Below are 21,209 nucleotides of genomic sequence, written 5' to 3'. Positions count from 1 at the left end.
ACTTGCATGACAGTCGGATTGTAAAAATGGAAGTTAACGATGGCGATCTCACTTTGCATTTAGACCTAGTGTATGAGTACCACAAAGATTCCTAGAAGTTTTACCCGGCAAAGTTAACGTTCACCGATATCGACTTGGAAGAATGCCATGCCTTATTTTTTGACAAGGGGATGGAAAACGGGGCTTTTTCGGGCGTAAGATATAACTTGCAAGAGTATTTGGAAAAGTACCCCGATGCTGAATTTGAGATTATCACGGACACTTACAATATGACGATAACAGTCATGGAAGGATACATCTACAGAGATGGGCAGGAAGCCATGGCTGGAATTATCTCACTTTGGACATTAGGCGAGGTTATCGCTGATTTTTAAAAATAAAGTAAAAAAACTATCCCACAAGGGATAGTTTTTGTTTGGAATCAGGTTTGATTCTTAGATTAACGATTTTTTACAGTCTTGGCCTTTGTCCAGGCAGAGTAGTAGGTCTTACCGGAGAGCTTGCGGTAGGAGCGGAGTTGTACGTAGTACTTCTTCTTGCTCTTCAAGCCGGAAACCTTGAGCTTGGTTGCCTTGGTGCTCTTAGTCTTGGCCTTCTTCATTGAGGAAGCCGTGCTGTAGCGAACTTGGTAGCCGGAAACGGACTTAGCCGTCTTCCATTTGCCGACAAAAGCCTTCTTGCTGCCCTTCAAGCTAGTAAACTTGCTGCTTGCGACAACTACTTTCTTGGCCTTCTTTACCTTCTTGGCAACCTTCTTCTTAGTGGCCTTCTTGGTAGTCTTCTTAGTAGTAGCTTTCTTCGTTGATTTCTTCTTTGTAGTAGCTTTCTTGGTAGTCTTCTTTGTAGCCTTTTTGGTGGTCTTCTTCTTGGTAGTAGTCTGCTTACCAGTAGTTGAACTTGATGACTTGGAGTTATTAGCGTCCTTCTTGGTATTGGAGTTATCCGACTTTTGCTTGTTGTCAGAGCTACCTTGGTTTTGCTTATTGTCAGTGTTCTGCTTAGTTTGAGCAAGAAGCAATTCAGCTTTAGCGTGCGCCAACTTCGTGTTGGCAGTTGCCAATTGTTGTTTTAAGGAGTCTACATTCTTTGAAGCATCACTTTGTGCCTTAGATGCAGAATCGTAAGCTTGTTGAGCCGCTTGAAGTTTTTGCTTTACACTGTTTACCTTATCTAATTCATTTGTTGCCAAAGTAGCATCTTGTTTTGCGGAAGACAAGATTGATTGAGCGGCGTTTAATGATGCTTCTGCATTTTGAACTTTGGTGGCGGTCATTTGTGCTACAAACTGTGCTTGAGATAATGCGACCACCGCTTGTTTTACATCTGCTTTAGCAAAAATATCATCCTCAATTTGACTTCTTAAATCGTTAATTGAGTTTTGCCCGTTATTGATTTTTGCTTGCAAGTCACTGATTTGTTGATCCAGTTCTTGGTTCTGAGATTGAAGTTGATCGTAAGTGCTTTGTTCAGCACTTGCGTCATTCTTAACTTGGTCTAAAGTAGTTTGAGCCTTTTTAACTGTATCTTCTTTAGTAGCGATTTCTTCCTTGCTTACTGGCAAAACTTTTTTAGTGCCAAAGCTGTTTGGAAGTCCAGAAGGGTTGATCGTTAAAAGGCAAACATAGAACTTATCGTCCTGGGTGGTTACGGCAACTGAGAAATAGCCGTTGCTGTCAGTGATATTCTTGTAGTTGCTTGGATCAGCCAGCTGCTGAGTAACCAAATCAAAGGCAGCTTTGGTAATTTCACTCATATTGGTTGTTCCATAATTATAATAAGTATGTACGTAACCATTAATGGCTACTTGAGACCAACCTGTAACTTGTCTGTTAGCAGCAATGTCATATCCAGTAACAGCATACTCATCAAGTCCTATGATGCTTGATGCTGACTTGATCGCATTGTACTTTCTGAAGACATAGTTGCTGTTTTGGTATTCTTGTGTGTAGCGCTTGGCATATGCAAGAGAGCCATCAGTAATAGTCAGTTTACCCTGTGAGCCAACTTGTGAATTGATCGAATCAATCAGATTCTTGACATAAAGGCTCAGACGCTTGCTATCAGAGTCAGATAAAGCTGATGGATCATCATAAACAGTGTCACTTGCATCCCCATCAGTAAACGGATAGCTATGGTTAGCAATAGCGTCTTGCAGATCCTTCTTAGCAGTATCCCAGTCAGTTGACTTGCCAGTTACATAGTCAATGTAGCTTTGCGGAAGAGTGAGTTGCTCATTAGTAGAAGTTGCTTCACCCAAGTCTTTTTGAGCGTTTTGCAGGTCTTGCGTAGCAGAGTCAATTTTTGGCTGCTTGGCATTAAGAGCTTGTTGAGCGGCATCCAGTTTAGGGCTCAGTTCATCCTTCTTTTTTTGTAAGTCGGTGATTTGACCTTGGTAATTATTGATATCTGAATTAGCAGAGTCGATTTGTGCGTTTATATCATTATTCTTCTTTTGAATTTCATCAAGCTGATTATTTTTGCTTTTAAAATCACTTTGGGCGTCAGCAACTTTCTGCTGCTGATCTTGATTATCTTTCACAGCATCTTGGTAATCTCTGTTAGCAGAGTCAAGATGAGATTGTGCTTCACTAAGATTGCTTTGGATAAATGAATTATAGCGACTTGCTGTAGCTACTTTTTCATTTGCGTTATCAACAGCGTCCTTTGCCTTTTGCAGATCAGTATTCTTTTGATCCAAATTATTGTTGGCCGTGCTCAGTTGGCTTTCAGCCGCATTCAACTGACTTTGCGTTTGGTCAACTTCTTTTTGAGCTTCGTTCACTTGAGTTTGAGCGCTGGCAACATCCTGGCTTGAGTTCGCGTTAGTAGCCGCATTGCTTGCCGCAAATACCGGGTGGGTATTAGTAACCGCGAATGCAGACCCAGCTAAACCAACGGATGACACGAGCAGAACATTTTTTGAAATTTTCTTCATAATCACACATTCCTTAATTCATTAACACATATTGGACAAGTCGATTTTAGCACTTGCTGGAACTGGATACAACACTTGATATAGCGCTTAACTTATGTCATACCACGCAAAAAAGAGCTGCCCGCTAAGGCAACTCTCCTCATATATTCGCGTTAGTAATTTGCCACCCGCTTGCGCAGGTCCATCATATCTTCGAACTTGTTGGTGAAAAAGCCGGCCGCGCCGTACTCAATAATCTTCTTGGCCCGCAGGGGACTGTCCACCGTCCAGATTCGCTCCGGCGTGTCCGTGTCGAGCAAGCGCTTGGGGTGGACCCCCTTAAAGCCGTGCTCCTTGACAAAAGCTGCCGGGTCCTTGATCCGCTTGTCGGTCAAGAAATTGTAGTTTTCCTCCGGCCGGGTCTTCTGCGCGTGGATCAAGGTCTGCAAATTAAAGGAGGAGTAGATGATCTCCTGCTTGAACTTGAACTGGTCCGCCAGGGCAAAAATCTTCTCCGGCAAGCCTGGATAATCGAACTTATTGGTCTTCATCTCCAGATTCAGCTGGCCTTCATAGCCAGATTCTTCAGTCAGCTGGAAGAGGTCCTTCAAACGGGGGATCCGCTCGCCATTGGCCAGGTGGAACTGGTCCAATTCCGCCAAGCTGAAATCCTTGATCAGGCCCTTGCCATTAGTGGTCCGCTTGATGTTCTCATCATGCATGATCACTGGCACCCCGTCACGGGTTAAGTGGACATCGAATTCGATCCCCTCAGCTCCGTGATGCATGCAGTAGTCAAAGCCCTCCAGGGAATTCTCCGGGAACTTGGCTGGATAACCGCGGTGACCAAAAATCTTCGTTCTCATATATTTAATTGCGCTCCATCCTTAAACTGGAATCTTGCTTTTTTCTCTTGCCGGCTCATATTATAGTAGCTCTATGCTAACTTGCAAGGCCTTTTGTCCGTAAAAATCTGGTAAAAATTACAGTTGCAATTTGTTGTAACTGGTCATCTGCAAATTGCCAGCTTCGTCCATCACTAAAGTCGAAATTGATGAATTTCTCGGGTGAACGGTCGTGTCGATCCCGTCCACCGCAAATTTCTGGGCCAGGGTCTTGATGGCAAAACCGTGGCTGACCAGCAGGATATTTTCTGCCCCGTCCAATTGCTGGATCAAGTCAAAACCTTTCTGCCAGCGGGCCCAAAATTCCTTGCTGTCTTCAGCATCGTGGTAGGGGTCAGCCTCCTTGGTCCAGTCAGCTATCTGGTCGCAAGTCGCGTGTTCAGCTAAATCAGCGGCGTTAGTAAAGCCGTGGGCCGCGCCGACCATCCGCCAGGCCACGTCATTGTCCATCCCCTCAAAGTAGCCGTAGAAATGCTCTCTGAAGTAAGGGTAGGCCAGGTGCTGGAGCAGGTCCCTGTTGCAGTTCTTCTCCATGATGATTTCACAGGTCTCGCTGGCCCGTAAAGTGTTGCTAGACAGGGCAATGTCCAAGGGCAGCTCCTGCAAGGCCTCAGCGGCCTTTTCTGCGCCTTCCCGGCCTTCGTCAGTCAAGGGGGTGTCGCACCAGCCCTGCATCTTGTTGTACTTGTTGATAAAAGTTTTCCCGTGTCTAACCAGATAAATCCGTTTCATTTTTCTAACTTGCCTTATGACTTGCTCTTGTAAATCTTCTTAACCAGCTTGATGTCCTTTGGCTGGATCGTGTAGATGGATCCGGTCGGGTACATGACAGTAACCCCGGTCCGGTGGTCTAAGCCGATCGCGTGGCCTAATTCGTGTTCAACCGTGTTGACGATTCTGGCCTGCGTGTAGTTGTAATAGTCGTTTTCCAGATAGTAGGTGTTCAGAGCCACCTGGACTGAGTAGAGCCGGTTAGTGTGGCTGAGATACTTGTAGGTAGTCAGGCCTGCTGCCCCGTTGTTCTTGGAGTTGGCCACGACCACGATCTGGGCGTTCTTCTTGTTTTTAGTCTGCTTAAAGGTAAAAGCTCCCGTCTGGTTCCAGGCTGCCATGGCATTGACCGTGGCGTTGTAGAGGTCGGTTTGCTTGACCCCGATGTAGACCTTGGCCGTCGCCTTTGGCCAGCGGTAGCCGGTCGTGTTCTTAGTGACCTTCTTATTGCTTTCAGCAACGACGCCGCCGCTTAAATCCAGAGTCTTGCTCTTTAAGCCTTTCTGCTCCAGATAAGTGCTGGCCGTGCCCGCTGCTTCCAGCAGGAAAGTCTGTATTTGCTCATGGTAGTTGACCACGGCCGCGGCCATGATCGCTAAGATGAGCAGGTTCTTGATGAAATTAAAAAATCGTCGCATCAATTTTCTCCTTTGCGCTAATTATTATAAGATTTGCCAGCTCTTTTTCCTAGCAAAAAGGCCGCTGAAACTGCTTAAGCTTTTCCTAAGGCGGTCTGGCTTTAGTTTTAAGCTGAAAAATGGTAGAATATTAGGCAAGTTTTTTCAAAGAAAAGCTGTTGGAGTTTATTTTTTTAGAAAAGGTGCATATATTACATGGTAGAAAACTCAGACCGCAAAGCAGAACAAGCCCACCTGGACCAGGTCCTGCAAAAGATTGATCAAAAGGGGGACCAGCTCAAGCAGGCTATCGCTAAAGACAAGGCCGAAGCCCGCAACATCAGCGCCCACTTCTATGATGATATTCGCCTGGACTATGACGACTACTCGACCTCAATGGACACGGCCCTGTCGATTCAGCAGCAGCAGCAAATGCTCAAAGAACGCGACACTGCCTGGCAGGTCAACGCCCGCGAACTGGCTACTTTAAAGCGGCTGCATGTCCATCCTTACTTCGCCCGGGTCGACTTTGAGGAGGCTGGTGAAGAGCCGGAAAGTATCTACATCGGCCTGGCCTCCTTCATGGACGAGAACAATGAGCTTTTGATCTATGACTGGCGGGCCCCGATCTCCTCAATCTACTACGATGGCAAGATCGGCAAGGTAACCTACTACTCACCAGAAGGGCCGGTTGAAGTCGACATGAGCAAGAAGCGGCAGTTCATGATCGAAGACGGAACCATCATCAACATGTTCGACACTGACGAAACCATCGGCGACCAGATGCTGATGGAAGTTCTGTCAGAAAAGTCCTCCATCCAGATGAAGTCCATCGTCAAGACCATCCAAAAGGAGCAAAACAAGATTATCCGGGATACGACCAGCGACCTGCTCTTTGTCCAGGGGGCGGCCGGGTCTGGCAAGACCAGTGCCATCCTGCAGCGGATCGCCTTCCTCTTGTACCGCTACCGGGGCAACCTCAAGAGCGGGAATGTGATCATGTTCAGTCCTAACCAGCTTTTTAACGACTACATCGAAAACGTCCTGCCGGAAATGGGCGAGCAGAACATGGTCCAGATGACCTACTGGCAGTTTATCGCCCGCCGCTTGCCGAAGATGAAGGTGCAGAACCTCTTTGACCAGTTTGAAGACCGGCAGGCTGACACGGCAATCGGTCGCTTCAAGGATTCGCTGGCCTTCTACAAGCTGGCTACCCGCTACGGCCAGCACCTGAACCAGTCCGGCATGATTTTCCGCAATATCTATTTCCGGACCAAAAAGAAGCCGTTTTTCAGCAAGGAAGAAATCAAGGAGCTCTACTACTCCTTCAATGAAAACTACAAGCTGGGCAACCGGATTGACGCTACCCGCGAGGAACTGATCCGCCGCTTGAACAAACGGGTGGCCAGTGAAGCCCGCAAGGTCTGGGTCAGCCGGGAAATCGAAGGGCTCAGCCACGAGCAGATGCTGGACATGTACGACCGGCCGGACCAGGAATTCTCTTCAGAAAAGGCGGAACGGGCCTTCCTGGGCAAAAAAATCGTTATCAAGCACCTGTCCAAGCTTGCCCGCCGGATCAACCACAACGGCTTCTTGAACTTGCGGGGTCAGTACCTGGCCTTTTTGCGGGCCGTGCCGAAGATGACGGACCTGGCCAAGTACGGGATCAGCGAAGAAGAATGGCTGGCCCATGTTGAAGAAGTTAAGGCTAAGTTCAAAGAGCAGGAAATTGACCTCCGGGATGCTTCAGCCTATCTTTACCTTTACGACCAGATCATTGCCCGCCAGACTAACCTGGAAATGCGCTACTGCTTTATCGACGAAATCCAGGACTACTCAGCCTTCCAGCTGGCCTATCTGCGCTACAACTTCCCCCGGGCCAAGTTCACCATGCTGGGCGACTTGAACCAGGCGATTTTTACCAAGGACGAGAGCAGCAGCCTCTTAAAGCAGATCTCCGGCCTCTTTGACCCGGAAAAGACCAAGCTGGTTCAGTTGACCAAGTCCTACCGGTCAACCAAGCAGCTGACTGACTACACCAAGCAGATCCTCCGCCATGGTGAAAAAATCGAAAGTTTCAACCGGCAGGGGCCTTTGCCGCAAGTCTGGGGCAGAAGTGATGAAGCAGAAGCTTTAGCGGCTTTGAAAGCAGCTTTAGCGGAAAATGACGCCCAAAAGCTGACGACTGCCATCATCACTAAGGACCTGGAGGCGGCTAAAAAGCTGGCTGACCAGCTTGAGGGGGTCCACCTTATCTCCAGCGCCAACCAGCGCCTGGTGGAAGGGAACCTGGTCTTGCCGTCCTACCTGGCCAAGGGGCTGGAATTTGACGCCGTAATCATGTGGGATGCCTCTAAAGCGGCCTACCACGAAGAAGACGAGACCCAGCTGGTCTACACGATCGCTTCCCGGGCCATGTACAAGCTGGACCTGGTTTACGCTGGTGAAAAGAGTCCGCTTTTGCCAACTAATGAAGCAACTTTTGTAAAAAAGTAAAAGAAAAGCTTGACGGCTTTTTAATATTAGTTTAATATTACTAAAAACAGACTTAGAGTCGGTTATATTTCACGCGATGAACAGAAGAAGTAGGCCTGCCTGGACAGATAGAGACTTCCCGCTGGTGGAAAGGGGAGCGAGGGCTGGCTGAACACACGTCTGTGAGCAGGAGGGGTGAAGGCTTAGTAACTCCTTCCGGGTCAGCCCGTTACCGCTGCAGCTTGAAGGCTTTCTCAAGCTGGTGAGGCCGGTTGCCGCGAGGGACCGGTGAACACGAGGTGGAATCACGCTGACGCGTCCTCTTGGCCCTTTGGGGCCGGGAGGACTTTTTTATTTTCTTTTTCTAGGAAGCGGGTAAAACGAATGAAATATGTTATGGAAATACTTCCCTCCCTTTTCAGCGGGGCGGGGATGACCTTGCAAATCTTTTTTGAAACATTGATCTTATCCCTGCCTTTGGGGATCCTGGTCTCCTTCGGCTTAAGCAGCCGCTTTGCCCCATTGAAGTGGCTACTCAACTTCTACGTTTGGCTGATGCGGGGGACCCCACTTTTGCTGCAGCTGATCTTTGTTTTCTACGGCCTGCCGATCGTCGGCTTGACCTTCCCCCGCTATATGGCGGCTTTGGTGGCCTTTGTCCTGAACTACACGGCCTACTTTGCTGAAATCTTCCGGGGCGGCAACCAGGCCATCGACCGGGGACAGTTTGAGGCAGCCAAGGTCCTGCAATTGACTTACGGGCAGACCCTCAGAAAGATCGTTATTCCCCAGGTAATAAAAATCGTCCTGCCCTCAATCGGCAATGAAGTGATCAACCTGGTCAAGGACTCCTCCCTGGTCTACGTGATCGGTTTGGGCGACTTGCTCAGAGCCGGCAACCTGGCTACGGCCCGGGACGTGACTTTAGTGCCGCTGGTTTTGGTAGCCTTGATCTACCTGCTTTTGATCGGCCTGTGCACTTTGCTTTTGCGGCAGCTGGAAAAGCACTACTCATACTACAGATAGGAGGACTAAACATGCTTGAAGTAAAAAACTTAGCCAAGTCTTTTGGCAACCGGCAGATTTTGCAAAATATGAACTTCAGCCTGAAGGACGGGGAAATCCTCACGGTGGTTGGTCCTTCCGGGGCCGGGAAGACGACCCTTCTGCGGATCGTGGCCGGCCTTGAAACAGCTGACGCGGGCAGCATGAGCCTGGACGGGGAAAAATACGAGCTTAGCCAGGAAGAGCGGGGCGCCGTGGGCGTGGTCTTCCAGGACTTTAACCTTTTCCCCAACATGTCAGTTTTGGAAAACATCACCCTGGCTCCCCAGCTGGCGCTAAAAGAAGACAAGGCAACAGCGGAAGCCAAGGCCAAGGAGCTTTTGACGAAGCTGCAGATGGCGGACAAGGGCGGCCTTTACCCTTACCAGCTCTCCGGCGGGCAGAAGCAGCGGGTAGCCATCGCCCGGGCTTTGGCCATGCAGCCGAAGATGCTCTGCTACGATGAACCGACCAGTGCTTTGGATTCGGCCTTGCGGGACCAGGTGGCCGACCTCATCTTGAGCTTGAAGGAGTCAGGCCTGACCCAATTGATTATCACCCATGACATGGACTTTGCCAAAAAGGTGGCCGACCAGGTCCTAGAGGTTAAGACATTGGAGCATTAGCAATGAAATGGTTTAAGAGAATCCTGCTGCTGGGCCTGGTCTTGTCCTGCTTTTTGACGACAGCCTGCAGCAATTTAACTAAAGAAGCCAACCAAAAAGACACCTGGGCTAAGATTAAAAAGCGGGGCAGCCTGGTGATCGGCTTGGATGACACCTTCGTGCCCATGGACTTCCGGCAAAAAGATGGCCAACTGGTCGGCTACGACGTCGACTTAGCCAAGGCCGTGTGCAAGAAGCTGGGCCTTAAGGCGGACTTCCAGACTATCGACTGGTCCATGAAGGAAACGGAGCTGCGAAACGGGACGATTGACGTTCTTTGGAACGGCTACAGCGTGACCAGCCAGCGGAAGAAAAAAGTTGCCTTCAGCCGCAGCTACTTGCGAAACCGGCAGGTTTTGGTCGTGAAGAAGTCCAGCGGGATCAAGTCCTTTGCCCAGATGAAGGGGCAGGCAATCGGGGCCCAGAGCGGGTCAACCGCCCAGATCTGGCTGGATGGCAGCCAAAAGGTCATTAAGCCGAAGAGCAAGGTCCTTTACGACACTATTCCGTCAGCCTTCTTGGACCTCAACGCCGGCAGAATCAAGGGGATCCTCCTGGATGAAACCTACGCGGAATACTACATCAAGCACGAGGCAGACTCAAAGTCTTACCAGGTCATCTTGAACAAAGAGGTGCCAGAGGACTTGTTCGCGGTAGGGATGCGGAAGGGCGACAAGAACTTGAAAAAGAAGATCAACCAGGCCCTGGCGGAGCTGCAGGCCGACGGGACTTTGGCCAAGATCAACCAGAAGTGGTTCGGACAAAAGTCAAATTACTTGGGCAAGGTTGATTAGAACAAAATAGAATAAAAGAAAAACTGTTCAGCCTTATTAAATAAGGAACTGAACAGTTTTTTTAGACCCGGTGAATGGTGACTTGGCTGAAGACCAGGTCAGCATCGATTTTTAAAAGGGGTGAATCCGCTGTTAAACCGCTGGGGTTAAGGGCGGTGAAGCGGGAGAAGACCGGGCTGGAGTCGGCTTGGACCTCCCATTCTCTGGGAATGTAGATATCAACTTTGGAGAAGACCGCATCCAAATCCAGCTTGCCGCGTCCATCCTTGAGCTGGGTCTGGTCCAAGTAGATGGTTACCGGACTCATGACGGTGGAGACGGATAATTTGCGCAAGGCCTGGCTGTGAACGTAGCGGACGCATTTGGAGAAGACGGATTCGATGGAAACTTTTTCGCCATTTTCGCCGATTGATTCGCTGTAGCTAAGGCTAGTGCCGTCATCGTCTTTCTTGCCAGTTTTTACATTCATCTTGACCTCCAGCTGGCTTCCTCCGGCCAAAAGCTGGCAGCCCAGGGCGATTAGGAAGAGGGCCAGGTACATGTAGCCGGTCCATTTAAAGAAGTGGCTAGCTTCGCTGATGGTTTTGACGATCAAGCCGCTGGCAAAAATTCCAAAGAAGAGGGCCCGGTTCTTGAAGCTGGTCCAGGCGATCCAGGCTAAGAGGAGAACCCAGAAGACCTGGCCCCAACTTAAGTTGAAGAGCTTAAAAAGGGTAAAGTAGTCTGGAAAAAGCTGGCTTAAAATCAAGGGGATGGCGATAGCGATCAGGATCAAGCCCCATCTGACCGCGGACTTTCTGTTCTTGTTCATTGTGCTTACCTCATTTCGTGCAAATGGCTGATCAGGGTTTGGTAGTAGCGGCGGGAGACGAAGACCTTCTTGTAAGAAGCGGTAAAGCCAAGCTCGCAGCCCGTAATGGACCGCTTGACGGCATTGATTTGCCGGCAGTTGACCAGGGCACTCTTGGAAGCCCGGTCAAAGTCGCTGGGCAGGCTGGCTTCCAGCTGCCGCAAGGTCTGCTTGACCAGGTAGCTGCCTTCCCGGTCATGAGCCCAGACGTGCCGGTCACTGGTCTCAAAAAAGAGAATGTTGGTTAGGGGCAGGATGATTTCATCGCTGCCTTGATAGACCGTGATCTTCTGGGCCAGTTTTTCTTCCAAAAAGGCCAGAGCCGCTTCGATTTCCGGCGTCAGTTTCTTGGCCTTGATGATGAGCTGGTCTTCTTTTAGCTGCTTGTCTTGTTTAAACTCTACCTGCATCTTTTCTCCCCCCTTTTCAGATTTTATTATGAAGAAGATTAAGCAAAAATGAAAGAGCAGACGCGCAAGCGGTCATTTTTCCTGTTTAAGCGGCATGCAAAAAGCGCCCGGGTAACCGGACGCTTTTCCTATGCCATCTTATTGATTTGGTCAGCCAGGACATCGGCCAGCCAGGAGATCCCTTTTTCGCTGTAGTGGAGGCCGTCTGCAATCATGAAGGAAGGCAGGTCCTTCAGCTTTTCCATCTTGTGGGTCAAGTCGAAGAAGAAGGAGTTGGTCTTTCCGGCGTCTCTTTGCACGATGTCGACGTACTCGTCCAGCTTCTCCAAGGAGTAGGCCGCGGCCATTTCCGGGTTCGTCAAATCCGGCATGGACGGAGCTAAAACTAGAGTATCGCTGGCCCCGGTTACCTTCTGGGCCTGCTTGATCAAGCTTTCCAGCCCTTCTTGGTAGTCATAGGCGCTGCAGCCCCAGCTGGCGGCGTCGTTGGTCCCGTACTCTACGACCAAAATGTCGCAGGCAGGCAGACTGCCGACTCTGGGCAGGACGTCCTGGGCGCAGGCACCGCTGACCGAGATGTTCACGACCTCGTAAGCGTCTCCCAGCCGCTTGGCCAAGGCCTTGGTCAAACGGTCGGTATCCTTTTGCCCGTCATACGCGTTAAAAATTGAATCGCCAAAAAGCACGACTTTCTTCATCTGTTTCACTCATTTCTTTGAAAAATGAAGCTGGCATTTGCCAGTTTCTCCTGCTTTTTCTACTATAATAGATAAAGAATGAGAAAAGGACAAGTAAAAAGAATGCGAAACTATACTGAATTCAGCCGGCAGGCCTGGGCGGCTTTAACCCCCAAGACCGAGCTGGCGGTGACTAATGAAGAGCTGGCCAAGGTCAAGTCTTTGGGCGACCAGCTGGACGTCAAGGACGTCGATGAAATCTACCAGACCCTGCTGAACTATATCCACCTGGCCTACCAGGCCAAGCAGGCGACAGCCGCTAAGAAGGCAGAATTTTTGCAGCTGCCGGAAAGCAAGGTGCCTTATATTATCGGCATTTCCGGCTCAGTTGCCGTGGGTAAGTCCACGACTGCCCGCCTTTTGCAGCTGCTCTTGACCCGGTATTACCCGGACTTAAAGACCCAGATGATGACCACTGATGGCTTCATCTACCCCAACCAGGAGCTGGAGAAGCGGAAGCTGATGCCCAGGAAGGGTTTCCCGGAAAGCTACAACATGCAGATGCTCAGAGACTTCCTCCAAGACGTGGTCAGCGGAAAAAATGACGTCGTTTATCCCCTGTATTCCCAGGAATTAAGTGACATCGTCCCGGGCCGCTATGGCCATGTGGAAAAGCCCGACATCTTGATCATCGAAGGGATCAACACCCTGCAGCTGCCGGAAAGCGGCCAGCTGGTGACCAGCGACTTTTTTGACTTTTCAATTTATATCGATGCGGAAGAAGACTTGATTGAAAAGTGGTATATGCAACGCTTCAAGAAGATCATGAAAATGAAGAAGAATGACCCAAGCAACTTCTACTACAAGCTGGCCAACGGGCCGGAAGACGAGTCCCTGCGCCTGGCGGAAGAAACCTGGCAGATGGTCAACCTGGTCAACCTCCGCCAGTACATCGCCCCGACCAAGGAGCGGGCCAATTTGATCCTGCATAAGGTTGAGGGGCACTTGATTGACAAAATTTACCTTCGCGGCTTTTAAGTCAATGGTATAATGAAGAACAGTGATAAAAAATTTATTAGGGAGATTTTTTTATGCAAGCAATTGAATTGAAAAAAGGCATGATTTTTGACGATGGCGGCAAGCTGATGCTGGTTATGGCGGCTAACCACCACAAGCCAGGCAAGGGCAACACCGTTATGCAAATGGACCTGCGTGACGTCCGGGCCGGCAGCGTGATCCACAAGACCATGCGGCCAAGTGAAAAGATCGAGCTGGTCGAAGTCGTCAAGAAGAACGCCCAATACCTGTACGCTGAAGGCGACAGCTACAACTTCATGGACACGGAAACCTACGAACAATACGCGATTTCCGGCGACCAACTGGGTGACGACGTCAAGTACCTGATGCCAAATATCGAAGTTATCCTGGAATTCACTGAAGACGGGGAACTTTTGGCTGTGCAATTGCCATCAACTGTCAACATGAAGGTAGTAGAAACCCAGCCAGGCATTAAGGGGGCAACCGCAGCTTCCGGCGGCAAGCCAGCCACTATGGAAACCGGCCTGGTTGTGACTGTGCCTGACTTCATCAACGAAGGCGACGAACTGGTCATCAACACCCTGGAAGGGACTTACAAGGGCCGGGCTTAAGGCCAAAAAAAGTAAACGAAAAGCGTCCGGTTACCCGGGCGCTTTTTGCATGCACTTTATTCGTTTGTATCAGTCGTCGTGTCAGTGCTTGACTGGCTGCTAGAGGAAGAGGCCTGTCTACTCTGTTCTTGGCTAGATGAGCTGGCCACGGAACTAGAAGAGCTGGCTTCACTAGAAGAGCTGACCTGCTCTTCTTTACTTTGGCTTTGGCTCGGCTGGCTCGACTGGTCATCATGGCTTGGCTTGTTTTCATCAGGCTTAGCGGAATCATCTTGAGCTGGCTTAGATGAAGAAGATGATGATGGTGACGAGGAGCTGGAAGAGCTGGATGAGTGGGAAATGCTGGTGGGTTTAGAAGCCAGGGCATTGAAGCCGCCGGCTACGGACCCGACCACGGCCAGGCCTAGGATGACCCAGATCCCGATCTTTAAGAGCTTGTCCAAGTTGATGGCGTCAAAGAATTTAAAAATTGCCTTGAAGCCATGCGGCACCTTGCTCTTGTCCAAAATTTCCTTGGCCTTGCCGGCCGGGCTGGCCTCCTTAACTGGCGCCGGATTAGCAGCCCGGACTTCAGTTACCTTCTCTTTAACTGGACTGGCTGGCTTAGCAGCCGGAATGTCCTTGCCGGCGGCGGCCGGCTCAGTAAACTGGTCGAGCAGCTGTGCCCCGTCTAACCCCAGCAGACTGGCATATTGCCGGATGCAGCTTCTGACCATGACCGGGTTTAAGCCTTGAAAATCATCGGCTTCAATCTTTTGCAGAGTCGCCTGGTCGACCCGCAGGGTTTGACTAACGGCTTCCAGGCTGAGCTGCTTGGCGCGGCGCTGTTTCTGTAGTTCTTTACCGATTGTCAAAGTTTTGCCTCCTAAACGCTTCTGATTAGTCTTAGCCTATTTTACTTGAAAATGGCTAAAAGCTAAGGCAGAAGTCTTTGGATCTTTTACCAAAGGTTAAGATTTCTTTTACAAAAAAAGCCCTCAAAAATAAGGACTTCATAATCTTATTCGCCTTGGAAAATGCCGGCTTCAACTTCCCTAATGAAGTCAGCCAGGTGCTTGTAGTAGACATCGGGGTTGTCGACCATGTGGTGGTGGCCGCCGTCAGGAGTAGTGACCAGGCGGGAGTTAGGAATCAGTTTCTGCATGGTTTTGGCCGTTTCCAGAGGCATGGTTTCCACTTCGCCAAAAGTCAGCAAGGTTGGCACCTTGATCTTTGGCAGTTCGCTTCTGAAGTGCCAGTCCTTCAATTTGCCCGTGATGACGAATTCGTTGTCGCCCTGGAAGGCGTTGTAGACAGCCGTGCCGCCCAGGTTGCCCAGGTGGTAGAGCTTGGAAGGCTGCTTGCGGTCAACAAAATTGATGTTCAGAATCTGCACGTCGTCCTGGTAGCGCTGGTTGGCGTAATCGTTCTTGGCTTCGCATTCGTGCATGAAGTCGATTTCGGTCTGCGGCAGGACTTCTTGCCGGCGGCGGTTGACCGCGGCCACGTATTCGTCGATGTCGTCAACCATGGAGGAGATGATGGCCCCCTTCAAGTGGTCTCCGTACTTAACCGCGTATTCCTGGACCAAAAGGCCGCCCCAGCTTTGCCCGATCAAGTAGAAGTTATCGATGCCCAGCTTTTGCCGGACTTCTTCAACTTCGTCCAGGAAGTATTCGTAAGTCAGGTACTTGTCCGCGATCTTTGGGTCGCTGTAGTCCGGCTGGTCAGAGTAAAGGGAGCCCAGCTGGTCGTACATGTGGACCTGGACGTTCAAGCCCTGCTTCTTTAATTGTTCAGCCGTATCTTCCCAGTATTCGTGGTTGCCGCCCGGGCCCCCGTGCAGGCAGAGCAGGTGGATATCACCTGTCCCTTGGGTGTTGGTCCAAAGATGGTAGCCATTGTCCAAAGTCAAAATCGTCGTTCCTTGTTTCATTGGAAAAATCTCCTAACTATAACTATCTAGTTCATTATATGCCTTATTTGCCTACTGGTTTTGGGCTGCCAGAAATTCCCGCATTTTTTCCAGCTCGGTGCTGGCCAAGTCCAAGGCACAGACGTTTTCAAAAAGGTGGCTGACTTCCTGCCCGCTTTCCGGGTCCTCAATGGTGAAGCCTGCTTCGTCTACCGCGGTCACGTAGCCCAGGTTTTCCCCGGCTAATTCATAGTCGTCAACGCTGACCAGTTGCTTGCCGGCTTTTTCAATCACTTCCCGGGCAGTTGGGACATGGTCTAAGGACTGGGCTAATTTGCCCAAGTGGCCCGGATCAAAAATTTCATTTTTCTGGTTGTAGGCGACCAGGAAGCTGGAGAAGTCGATAGCCGCGGAATTTACTGATTCATGAATCACGTCTTCTCTGTTGACCAGGCAGATGGATTCTAATTGCCCATAGTCATTCAAGCTTTCAAAAAGCAGGAACTGGTCACTTTGGTCCAGGACCAGGCCCAAAAGGCAGCTGCCAAAGCGGGCGTCATCCAGCCAGTCCAGGTAAAGTTCAACTAAGCCGTAGGGATTCTGGCCGGCAAACTGCTCTTTAACCGTCTGGTACTTTTTCCAGAGCTTGTTTAAAGGAGCGTTTAATTCCAGGCTGGAGATGGCAGACAGGGGGATGACCAGGCAGAGAGGGTCCAGCTCGTAGTCGTCCCCGATCTGCTTCAGCTGGATTTCGGTTGGACCGGCTAAGGCGATGATGCCGGTGTAGACGATCCCGCTGGTTAAGGTGATATTGACGACCAGGTCCTTCTCCAGTGCGGCTTGGCTGGCCGCGCTAAGGCTGGTCAAAGGCGTCTTCAGGAGCTCCTGGTTGAGGGGCATGAGGGCGAAGGGGTCGGTCGACTTGCCTTCATCGATCAGGTGCTGGCAGTAGGCCAGGCTGGGGGATTCGTCGACGCTGGTCAGGATGTCCTGGTTATTGATGACCAAGACCCCGCCGGCATTGGCGTCGTCGTCCAGGCTGATGAGTGTGGCCGCGTCCGCGCTTTGGTAGACTAGGTAGCCCAGATAGTAGCTGCCGGATAATTGGTCGGCTTTGGTATGCAGTTCAACTAATTTCATTTATTTTGTCTTCTCGTTTCTTTCTAGTTTTTATTCTTTGTTTTTCCCGCTAGTCTTTCCGGTCTTTTTCTCTTTTTTAAAAAATTGTCACGCTTTGCCAAGAATCAGACTTTAGCAAGATTTTACTTTCTTAGGATTATCTTAATTATATCAATGCTGGCGGCAAAAATAGGAAAGATTGCTATAATGTTTATGAAAGAGAGGGATTATCCAATGAGTCTCAAATACGCACGGAAAAGCCAGGTAGCCCTGTTCAGCTTCCTGGCCGCCATCAAGGCCTGCAATGTTTTGTTCGTGGCCTACATGCTCAAGGTCATGCTGAACATTGCCTCTTCCGGCAAGGCTGATTACGGCCGCCTGGTCGGCTTCGCGGCCTTGACGGCCGGGGGCCAGCTTTTGTTCATGGCCAGCAATTTCTTCTATGAAACGACCAAAATGAACATCATCAGAAGCGTGAACATGACCTTGAAAGAGGCCAACCTCCGCTACCTGATCGACCAAAACAGCCTGGACACCAAGGACGGGCTGAGTTTCATGACCAACGACTTAAAGCAGATCGAAACCAACCGGGTCACGGCCCAGCTGGACATCATCTACCAAAGTTTGACCTTCGTGGGCTCTTTGGCCTTTGCTTTATATAACTCCTGGGAAATGACCCTGATCTTTATCGTGGCGACTCTGGCTCCGGCCGGCGTGCAGATGATTACCAGCAAGATCATCACCAAGAAGTCCAAGATCTGGACCCAGAAGAATGCCGTCTACACCCAGTACGTGTCTGACAGCTTGAACGGGGCCCAGTCAGCCCGCCTCTACAACGTCCGCACTAATATCGTCAAGCGGGCGATGGGCGCTGCCGGGGACATGGAAACGGCCCTTCGGAGCATGACCTTGACCCAGGCCTGGGCCCTGGAATTGATCTACTCAGCAGCGGAACTTTTCTGCTTCATCATTCCCTGCACGATCGGCGGGATCATGATGATGCAGGGGCGGCTGGCGGTTGGGACCCTGGTTATGATGGTCGACTTGGCCATCAACTTCATCAGCCCGGTGGTCACCTTGTTTAACGAATTCAACCAGGTCAAGTCAACCGTGCCGATGTGGCAGAGAACCCAGCGGGCCCTCAATTACGTGCAAAAAGACGACAATTACCCGGTCGACCACTTTGACGGCATGGAAATCCGGGACGTGGCCTACGTGACCAAGCACAGCAAGCGGCAGATTTTTGAACACGTGAACATCAAGGTCAAGCCAGGGGAAAAGATCCTCTTGATGGCGCCGTCCGGCTGGGGGAAGACCACCCTCTTGCGCCTCATGCTGGGCATCTACACGCCAAGTCATGGTGAAATTTTAATCAACGGTGAAGAAGTGACGGGGGACTGGTACAAGGCCCACAACTTCTACTCCTACGTCAACCAGAAGCCTTTCATGTTTGACGACACCCTCCGCTTTAACGTGACTCTGGGCCGGCAGGTGGATGAAGAACAGCTGCTCATGGCCTGCCATGAAGCGGGCCTGGATGACCTGATCCAGGAAAACGGCCTGGACTACCCGGTCGGGGAGAACGGCAACAACCTATCCGGCGGGCAGATCCAGCGGGTGGAAATTGCCCGGGCCCTCTTGTCTGGCCGGCCGATCCTGCTGGCTGACGAAGCCACCAGTGCCCTGGATCCCCGCCTGTCTTTGGAGATCCATGAGACTTTGCTGGGCAATCCGAAGGTAGCGGTGATCGAAGTCGCCCACAAGATTTCGGACGTGGAAAAGGCCATGTTCGACCAGATTATTGTTTTAGACAAAGTTAAGCCAGCCTAAGCTGGCTTTTTTATTACTTTTATACAGCAAAATATATGTTAAAAAGCTTTTTAATTTAGTAAAAAGAAAAATATCTATTTTTGTACATATAAGAAATATGATATATTGCTCTTGCAAAGTAAGTGCTTACAGGATACAATGGAGAGTGTAAGTAAGGAAACAAAGAAAATAGTTTGTTGCAAGACTGAAGGAGACTGAATTATGGCAGAACCAAAATGGCTGCAGGACATGAACCCTGAAGAATATTTGAAGGAAGATTTTGAAGCAACTGGCCACAGCCGCTACACTGTTGACGGCTTGGAAAAGAACGACCCTGAATGGCTGGACAAGGCAGCTGCCAAGGTTAATGCTGCTGAAGGCGATGACTACGTTAAGCTGGACTCAGGTTTGCTGACGGTTAACCAAATCAACTGGATGCTCCGCAACACTTTCGGTGAAATGACTTACGTGGACGACAACAATCAATTCCTGTGGTACAACCGTCCGCAAGACCCTAACTACAAGATGAAGGCCCGCCGTGTGCCAGCCCAAGTCGGTGATACTATGGGCGCCGTTCACCCGGACATCCGTGACGTTATCCCAAATGCCAAGAAGGTTGTTCACGCCCTGCGGACCAAGGAAGGCGGCCATGATGCAGTTTGGATGCCAGTACCAACTGGTAACTTGACTGAACTCGTTTTGCACTACTACAAGAGAGTGGAAGACGAAGAAGGCAACTACATGGGTATCTACGAATGGGTTCAAGACATCTACCCATTCGTGAAGTACTTCTGCGAAGTAACTGGCCAGAAGCTGGTTGTTGACCCAGACGCTGCAACTGGCGCAACTTACCGCCGCAACTCTGACCCAGACGCTAAGACTGGTCCTTCAACCAAGGCAGATGCTGCCAAGGAAGAAGTAAAGGCAGCTGAACCAGAAGCAACTAGCGGTGCATCCCACCACTAATCACTGGATAAATGATATGAAAAGAGTCTGGGAAAAACTAGACTTTAGATAAATGAAAAAGGTGAAACTCGATGTAATATTTCGAGCTTCACCTTTTTTGCTTGTCGGGAATATTCCCAATGCATGACAAAAAGAGAGCTTTAGCAGCTCTCTGCTCCAATATTTCACTAGATTCATCATCATAAAGGCTAATCCTACATCAGTTTCTACTTTCTTCCTTCCGCGGAGGTGAACTCGGCGCATGCCAAATACATTCTTGAGATGCCCAAAAATCGACTCTACGTCTATTTTTCGGTAGCTGTAGATTCGTTTTCCGTCTTCGCTCTCAAGATATTCTTTCGCATGGGCTTTAACGTTTTCCCACGTCGGATTGTACGTAATGCGGCGCTGATAGCCTTTTGGTGTTTTAGAGGCTTCTTCTAATTCATCCGTTTCTTGAATCGGATCTGCTTCATAAATTTTAAAGTCTCGCTTATAGCCGTACCGGTCCACTTTACTGCTATAACCTTTGAATCTGAATCTTACTCCTTGGGGATTGATATAGAAGTCATCTGCTTCATCGTAGTGCCAATTGGCGACCTTAGTTGGATCTTTTTTGTATTTGCGTGTTTTCTCAATTCAGTATGTCGAGTATTGAATGTAGTATTTCTTCTTAAACTGATCTTCTAGTGTAATGTCATGATGATATCTTAATAATATTGGCACGGATACTACGCATGCGGCTCTATATCAGCAGTTATAGTTCTGATTGCGCATGCTTTAAATCTCGGTATGACATTACACTAGCGTGATATAGTTGTACTCACTGCCATAACCCGCATCAGCTACTATGTTCTCAAAATGAGACAGGAGAGCCATTTGACTTAGGAAAGGTACCAAGGTTCTTGTATCTGTTGGATTAGGAAATATGGCATAATCAATCACGTATTAATTAGATGTGGCTGCTTGAATGTTATAGCCCGGCTTTAGTTGTCCGTTGCGCATGTGGTTTTCTTTCATAAGCATAAAGGTCGCGTCGTGGTCTGTTTTGGAATAGCTGTTTCTGCTTTGGAAAATATTCTCTGATTGCTCGTATTTGTAGGCTCTTGGAATGTAGTCCTTGTGCAGTTTCCTAGCTATTTTCTCCAGCTTTCTGCGTAACTGCTTTTGAGCTGATTTTTCTGTCTTATCAAGGTTTTCGCTATCGATTTCTTCGGTTAGCTTTTCAATTTTGGCCTCTGTGCTTTTAGCTATTTCTTCAAGTCCTGCCGCTTCTTGTTCTCTTTCAATCGTTTGTGTGACGTTCTCTTTAACAAGCTCATCGTAGAGCTCAAGGGCATGGTTCTTAAGCTTGTCGTGATACTTCTCGACAGCTTTTCTGCAAACAAACGAGTATTTATTGGCATCTGCTTCAAGTTTGGTTCCGTCGATAAACAAGGCATTTTCTTTAATCAGATTTTCATCAATGAGCATTTGCGTGAAGTAGAGGAACGCCCGCTTAACAAGCATATTTGCCTCATCGCTGGATCGAAAGTTGTTAGTGGTGTGGTAAGAAATTCTTTCGTTTCTTGCCAGCCACATCATCGGCAAGCTTTCTTGAATGCTAATTTCCCAGGATTTTACAACTCAAGCCATACGGCTGACAGATTTTCTGCCAGCCGTATTTCTTTT

General features: G+C 49.4%; 19 protein-coding genes and 1 pseudogene. 9 read left to right on the top strand and 11 right to left on the bottom strand.

Translation table 11 applies throughout. The features are described 5' to 3' along the window. The first annotated feature begins 170 nt into the window (after positions 1-170). Positions 171-374 carry a hypothetical protein gene (locus DS743_RS07590; RefSeq protein ID WP_231520722.1) on the top strand — a complete coding sequence of 68 codons (204 nt, stop codon included), beginning with the start codon at positions 171-173 and terminating at the stop codon, positions 372-374. A 65-nt stretch (positions 375-439) separates the two neighbouring features. Here DS743_RS07590 and DS743_RS07585 read toward each other — a convergent pair whose 3' ends face one another. The 4 genes from DS743_RS07585 to DS743_RS07570 form a co-directional block, all read right to left on the bottom strand. After that, positions 440-2,935: an SEC10/PgrA surface exclusion domain-containing protein gene (locus DS743_RS07585; protein WP_035185131.1), complete on the bottom strand. Its 2,496-nt coding sequence runs from the start codon at positions 2,933-2,935 to the stop codon at positions 440-442. A 152-nt stretch (positions 2,936-3,087) separates the two neighbouring features. Beyond that, a complete protein-coding gene (locus DS743_RS07580) occupies positions 3,088-3,780 on the bottom strand; it encodes a glycerophosphodiester phosphodiesterase (protein ID WP_035185132.1) in 693 nt (230 codons plus the stop codon). A gap of 117 nt (positions 3,781-3,897) precedes the next feature. Beyond that, positions 3,898-4,551: a histidine phosphatase family protein gene (locus tag DS743_RS07575; protein ID WP_003612110.1), complete on the bottom strand. Its 654-nt coding sequence runs from the start codon at positions 4,549-4,551 to the stop codon at positions 3,898-3,900. A gap of 14 nt (positions 4,552-4,565) precedes the next feature. Further along, entirely contained in the window at positions 4,566-5,228 is a 663-nt protein-coding gene (locus tag DS743_RS07570) for a matrixin family metalloprotease (RefSeq protein ID WP_035185134.1), read from the bottom strand. A 195-nt stretch (positions 5,229-5,423) separates the two neighbouring features. Between DS743_RS07570 and helD the strand changes: the two genes are divergently transcribed. The 4 genes from helD to DS743_RS07550 all read left to right on the top strand — a co-directional run bounded on the left by helD (position 5,424) and on the right by DS743_RS07550 (position 10,185). After that, positions 5,424-7,703: an RNA polymerase recycling motor HelD gene (gene helD / locus DS743_RS07565; protein WP_050952876.1), complete on the top strand. Its 2,280-nt coding sequence runs from the start codon at positions 5,424-5,426 to the stop codon at positions 7,701-7,703. A gap of 363 nt (positions 7,704-8,066) precedes the next feature. Continuing rightward, positions 8,067-8,708 carry an amino acid ABC transporter permease gene (locus DS743_RS07560; protein ID WP_035185139.1) on the top strand — a complete coding sequence of 214 codons (642 nt, stop codon included), beginning with the start codon at positions 8,067-8,069 and terminating at the stop codon, positions 8,706-8,708. 11 nt (positions 8,709-8,719) lie between these two features. Then, positions 8,720-9,352, top strand: coding sequence for an amino acid ABC transporter ATP-binding protein (locus DS743_RS07555; RefSeq protein WP_035185141.1), 633 nt, complete (start codon positions 8,720-8,722; stop codon positions 9,350-9,352). 2 nt (positions 9,353-9,354) lie between these two features. Beyond that, positions 9,355-10,185 carry an amino acid ABC transporter substrate-binding protein gene (locus DS743_RS07550; RefSeq protein ID WP_013440141.1) on the top strand — a complete coding sequence of 277 codons (831 nt, stop codon included), beginning with the start codon at positions 9,355-9,357 and terminating at the stop codon, positions 10,183-10,185. 61 nt (positions 10,186-10,246) lie between these two features. Here DS743_RS07550 and DS743_RS07545 read toward each other — a convergent pair whose 3' ends face one another. The 3 genes from DS743_RS07545 to DS743_RS07535 form a co-directional block, all read right to left on the bottom strand. Continuing rightward, entirely contained in the window at positions 10,247-10,996 is a 750-nt protein-coding gene (locus DS743_RS07545) for a LiaF domain-containing protein (protein ID WP_035185142.1), read from the bottom strand. Between the two features lie 5 nt (positions 10,997-11,001). Then, positions 11,002-11,445 carry a LytTR family DNA-binding domain-containing protein gene (locus DS743_RS07540; protein WP_035185144.1) on the bottom strand — a complete coding sequence of 148 codons (444 nt, stop codon included), beginning with the start codon at positions 11,443-11,445 and terminating at the stop codon, positions 11,002-11,004. A gap of 128 nt (positions 11,446-11,573) precedes the next feature. Beyond that, on the bottom strand, positions 11,574-12,143 hold the full coding sequence (locus DS743_RS07535; RefSeq protein WP_035185147.1) for an SGNH/GDSL hydrolase family protein: 570 nt from the start codon (positions 12,141-12,143) through the stop codon (positions 11,574-11,576). Positions 12,144-12,245: 102 nt separating this feature from the next. Here DS743_RS07535 and coaA point away from each other — a divergent pair, with 102 nt between their 5' ends. Together coaA and efp are read left to right on the top strand one after the other, a co-directional pair. Continuing rightward, positions 12,246-13,160 (top strand): type I pantothenate kinase, encoded by a 915-nt coding sequence (coaA, locus tag DS743_RS07530; RefSeq protein WP_035185149.1) that lies wholly within the window; start codon positions 12,246-12,248, stop codon positions 13,158-13,160. A 53-nt stretch (positions 13,161-13,213) separates the two neighbouring features. Then, positions 13,214-13,771, top strand: a complete 558-nt coding sequence (gene efp, locus DS743_RS07525) for an elongation factor P (RefSeq protein WP_002879354.1) — start codon at positions 13,214-13,216, stop codon at positions 13,769-13,771. A gap of 56 nt (positions 13,772-13,827) precedes the next feature. On the opposite strand, the gene DS743_RS07520 is transcribed toward efp, so the two are convergent. The 3 genes from DS743_RS07520 to DS743_RS07510 all read right to left on the bottom strand — a co-directional run bounded on the left by DS743_RS07520 (position 13,828) and on the right by DS743_RS07510 (position 16,805). Then, positions 13,828-14,625: a helix-turn-helix domain-containing protein gene (locus DS743_RS07520; RefSeq protein WP_035185151.1), complete on the bottom strand. Its 798-nt coding sequence runs from the start codon at positions 14,623-14,625 to the stop codon at positions 13,828-13,830. 146 nt (positions 14,626-14,771) lie between these two features. Further along, entirely contained in the window at positions 14,772-15,686 is a 915-nt protein-coding gene (locus tag DS743_RS07515; RefSeq protein WP_035185153.1) for a proline-specific peptidase family protein, read from the bottom strand. A 51-nt stretch (positions 15,687-15,737) separates the two neighbouring features. Continuing rightward, the gene (locus DS743_RS07510) at positions 15,738-16,805 is read right to left on the bottom strand and encodes a hypothetical protein (protein ID WP_035185155.1); all 1,068 of its coding nucleotides are present in this window, start codon (positions 16,803-16,805) and stop codon (positions 15,738-15,740) included. A 213-nt stretch (positions 16,806-17,018) separates the two neighbouring features. Here DS743_RS07510 and DS743_RS07505 point away from each other — a divergent pair, with 213 nt between their 5' ends. Continuing rightward, the gene (locus DS743_RS07505; protein WP_035185158.1) at positions 17,019-18,614 is read left to right on the top strand and encodes an ABC transporter ATP-binding protein; all 1,596 of its coding nucleotides are present in this window, start codon (positions 17,019-17,021) and stop codon (positions 18,612-18,614) included. A gap of 201 nt (positions 18,615-18,815) precedes the next feature. Beyond that, on the top strand, positions 18,816-19,559 hold the full coding sequence (locus DS743_RS07500; protein WP_003616046.1) for a PAS domain-containing protein: 744 nt from the start codon (positions 18,816-18,818) through the stop codon (positions 19,557-19,559). Here the strand turns inward: DS743_RS07500 and DS743_RS09245 are convergent. After that, positions 19,560-20,714: pseudogene (locus DS743_RS09245) on the bottom strand (transposase); the annotation flags it as partial. Between the last annotated feature and the right edge of the window lie 495 nt (positions 20,715-21,209).

It is taken from the genome of Lactobacillus leichmannii, from assembly GCF_024701915.1.
In the GTDB taxonomy this organism is placed as follows: Bacteria; Bacillota; Bacilli; order Lactobacillales; family Lactobacillaceae; genus Lactobacillus; species Lactobacillus delbrueckii.
The sequence above is the reverse complement of the archived record's forward strand: the minus strand, read 5'-3'. Positions and strand labels throughout refer to the sequence as shown.

Excerpts from the sequence above, each read along its gene's own strand:
- DS743_RS07510 (WP_035185155.1), bottom strand. The coding sequence starts at position 16,805 with ATGAAATTAGTTGAACTGCATACCAAAGCCGACCAATTATCCGGCAGC.
- DS743_RS07590 (WP_231520722.1), top strand. The coding sequence starts at position 171 with ATGGAAAACGGGGCTTTTTCGGGCGTAAGATATAACTTGCAAGAGTAT.
- DS743_RS07570 (WP_035185134.1), bottom strand. The coding sequence starts at position 5,228 with ATGCGACGATTTTTTAATTTCATCAAGAACCTGCTCATCTTAGCGATC.
- efp (WP_002879354.1), top strand. The coding sequence starts at position 13,214 with ATGCAAGCAATTGAATTGAAAAAAGGCATGATTTTTGACGATGGCGGC.
- helD (WP_050952876.1), top strand. The coding sequence starts at position 5,424 with ATGGTAGAAAACTCAGACCGCAAAGCAGAACAAGCCCACCTGGACCAG.
- DS743_RS07585 (WP_035185131.1), bottom strand. The coding sequence starts at position 2,935 with ATGAAGAAAATTTCAAAAAATGTTCTGCTCGTGTCATCCGTTGGTTTA.
- DS743_RS07540 (WP_035185144.1), bottom strand. The coding sequence starts at position 11,445 with ATGCAGGTAGAGTTTAAACAAGACAAGCAGCTAAAAGAAGACCAGCTC.
- DS743_RS07505 (WP_035185158.1), top strand. The coding sequence starts at position 17,019 with ATGAGTCTCAAATACGCACGGAAAAGCCAGGTAGCCCTGTTCAGCTTC.
- DS743_RS07575 (WP_003612110.1), bottom strand. The coding sequence starts at position 4,551 with ATGAAACGGATTTATCTGGTTAGACACGGGAAAACTTTTATCAACAAG.
- coaA (WP_035185149.1), top strand. The coding sequence starts at position 12,246 with ATGCGAAACTATACTGAATTCAGCCGGCAGGCCTGGGCGGCTTTAACC.
- DS743_RS07535 (WP_035185147.1), bottom strand. The coding sequence starts at position 12,143 with ATGAAGAAAGTCGTGCTTTTTGGCGATTCAATTTTTAACGCGTATGAC.
- DS743_RS07545 (WP_035185142.1), bottom strand. The coding sequence starts at position 10,996 with ATGAACAAGAACAGAAAGTCCGCGGTCAGATGGGGCTTGATCCTGATC.
- DS743_RS07500 (WP_003616046.1), top strand. The coding sequence starts at position 18,816 with ATGGCAGAACCAAAATGGCTGCAGGACATGAACCCTGAAGAATATTTG.
- DS743_RS07550 (WP_013440141.1), top strand. The coding sequence starts at position 9,355 with ATGAAATGGTTTAAGAGAATCCTGCTGCTGGGCCTGGTCTTGTCCTGC.
- DS743_RS07515 (WP_035185153.1), bottom strand. The coding sequence starts at position 15,686 with ATGAAACAAGGAACGACGATTTTGACTTTGGACAATGGCTACCATCTT.
- DS743_RS07580 (WP_035185132.1), bottom strand. The coding sequence starts at position 3,780 with ATGAGAACGAAGATTTTTGGTCACCGCGGTTATCCAGCCAAGTTCCCG.
- DS743_RS07555 (WP_035185141.1), top strand. The coding sequence starts at position 8,720 with ATGCTTGAAGTAAAAAACTTAGCCAAGTCTTTTGGCAACCGGCAGATT.
- DS743_RS07560 (WP_035185139.1), top strand. The coding sequence starts at position 8,067 with ATGAAATATGTTATGGAAATACTTCCCTCCCTTTTCAGCGGGGCGGGG.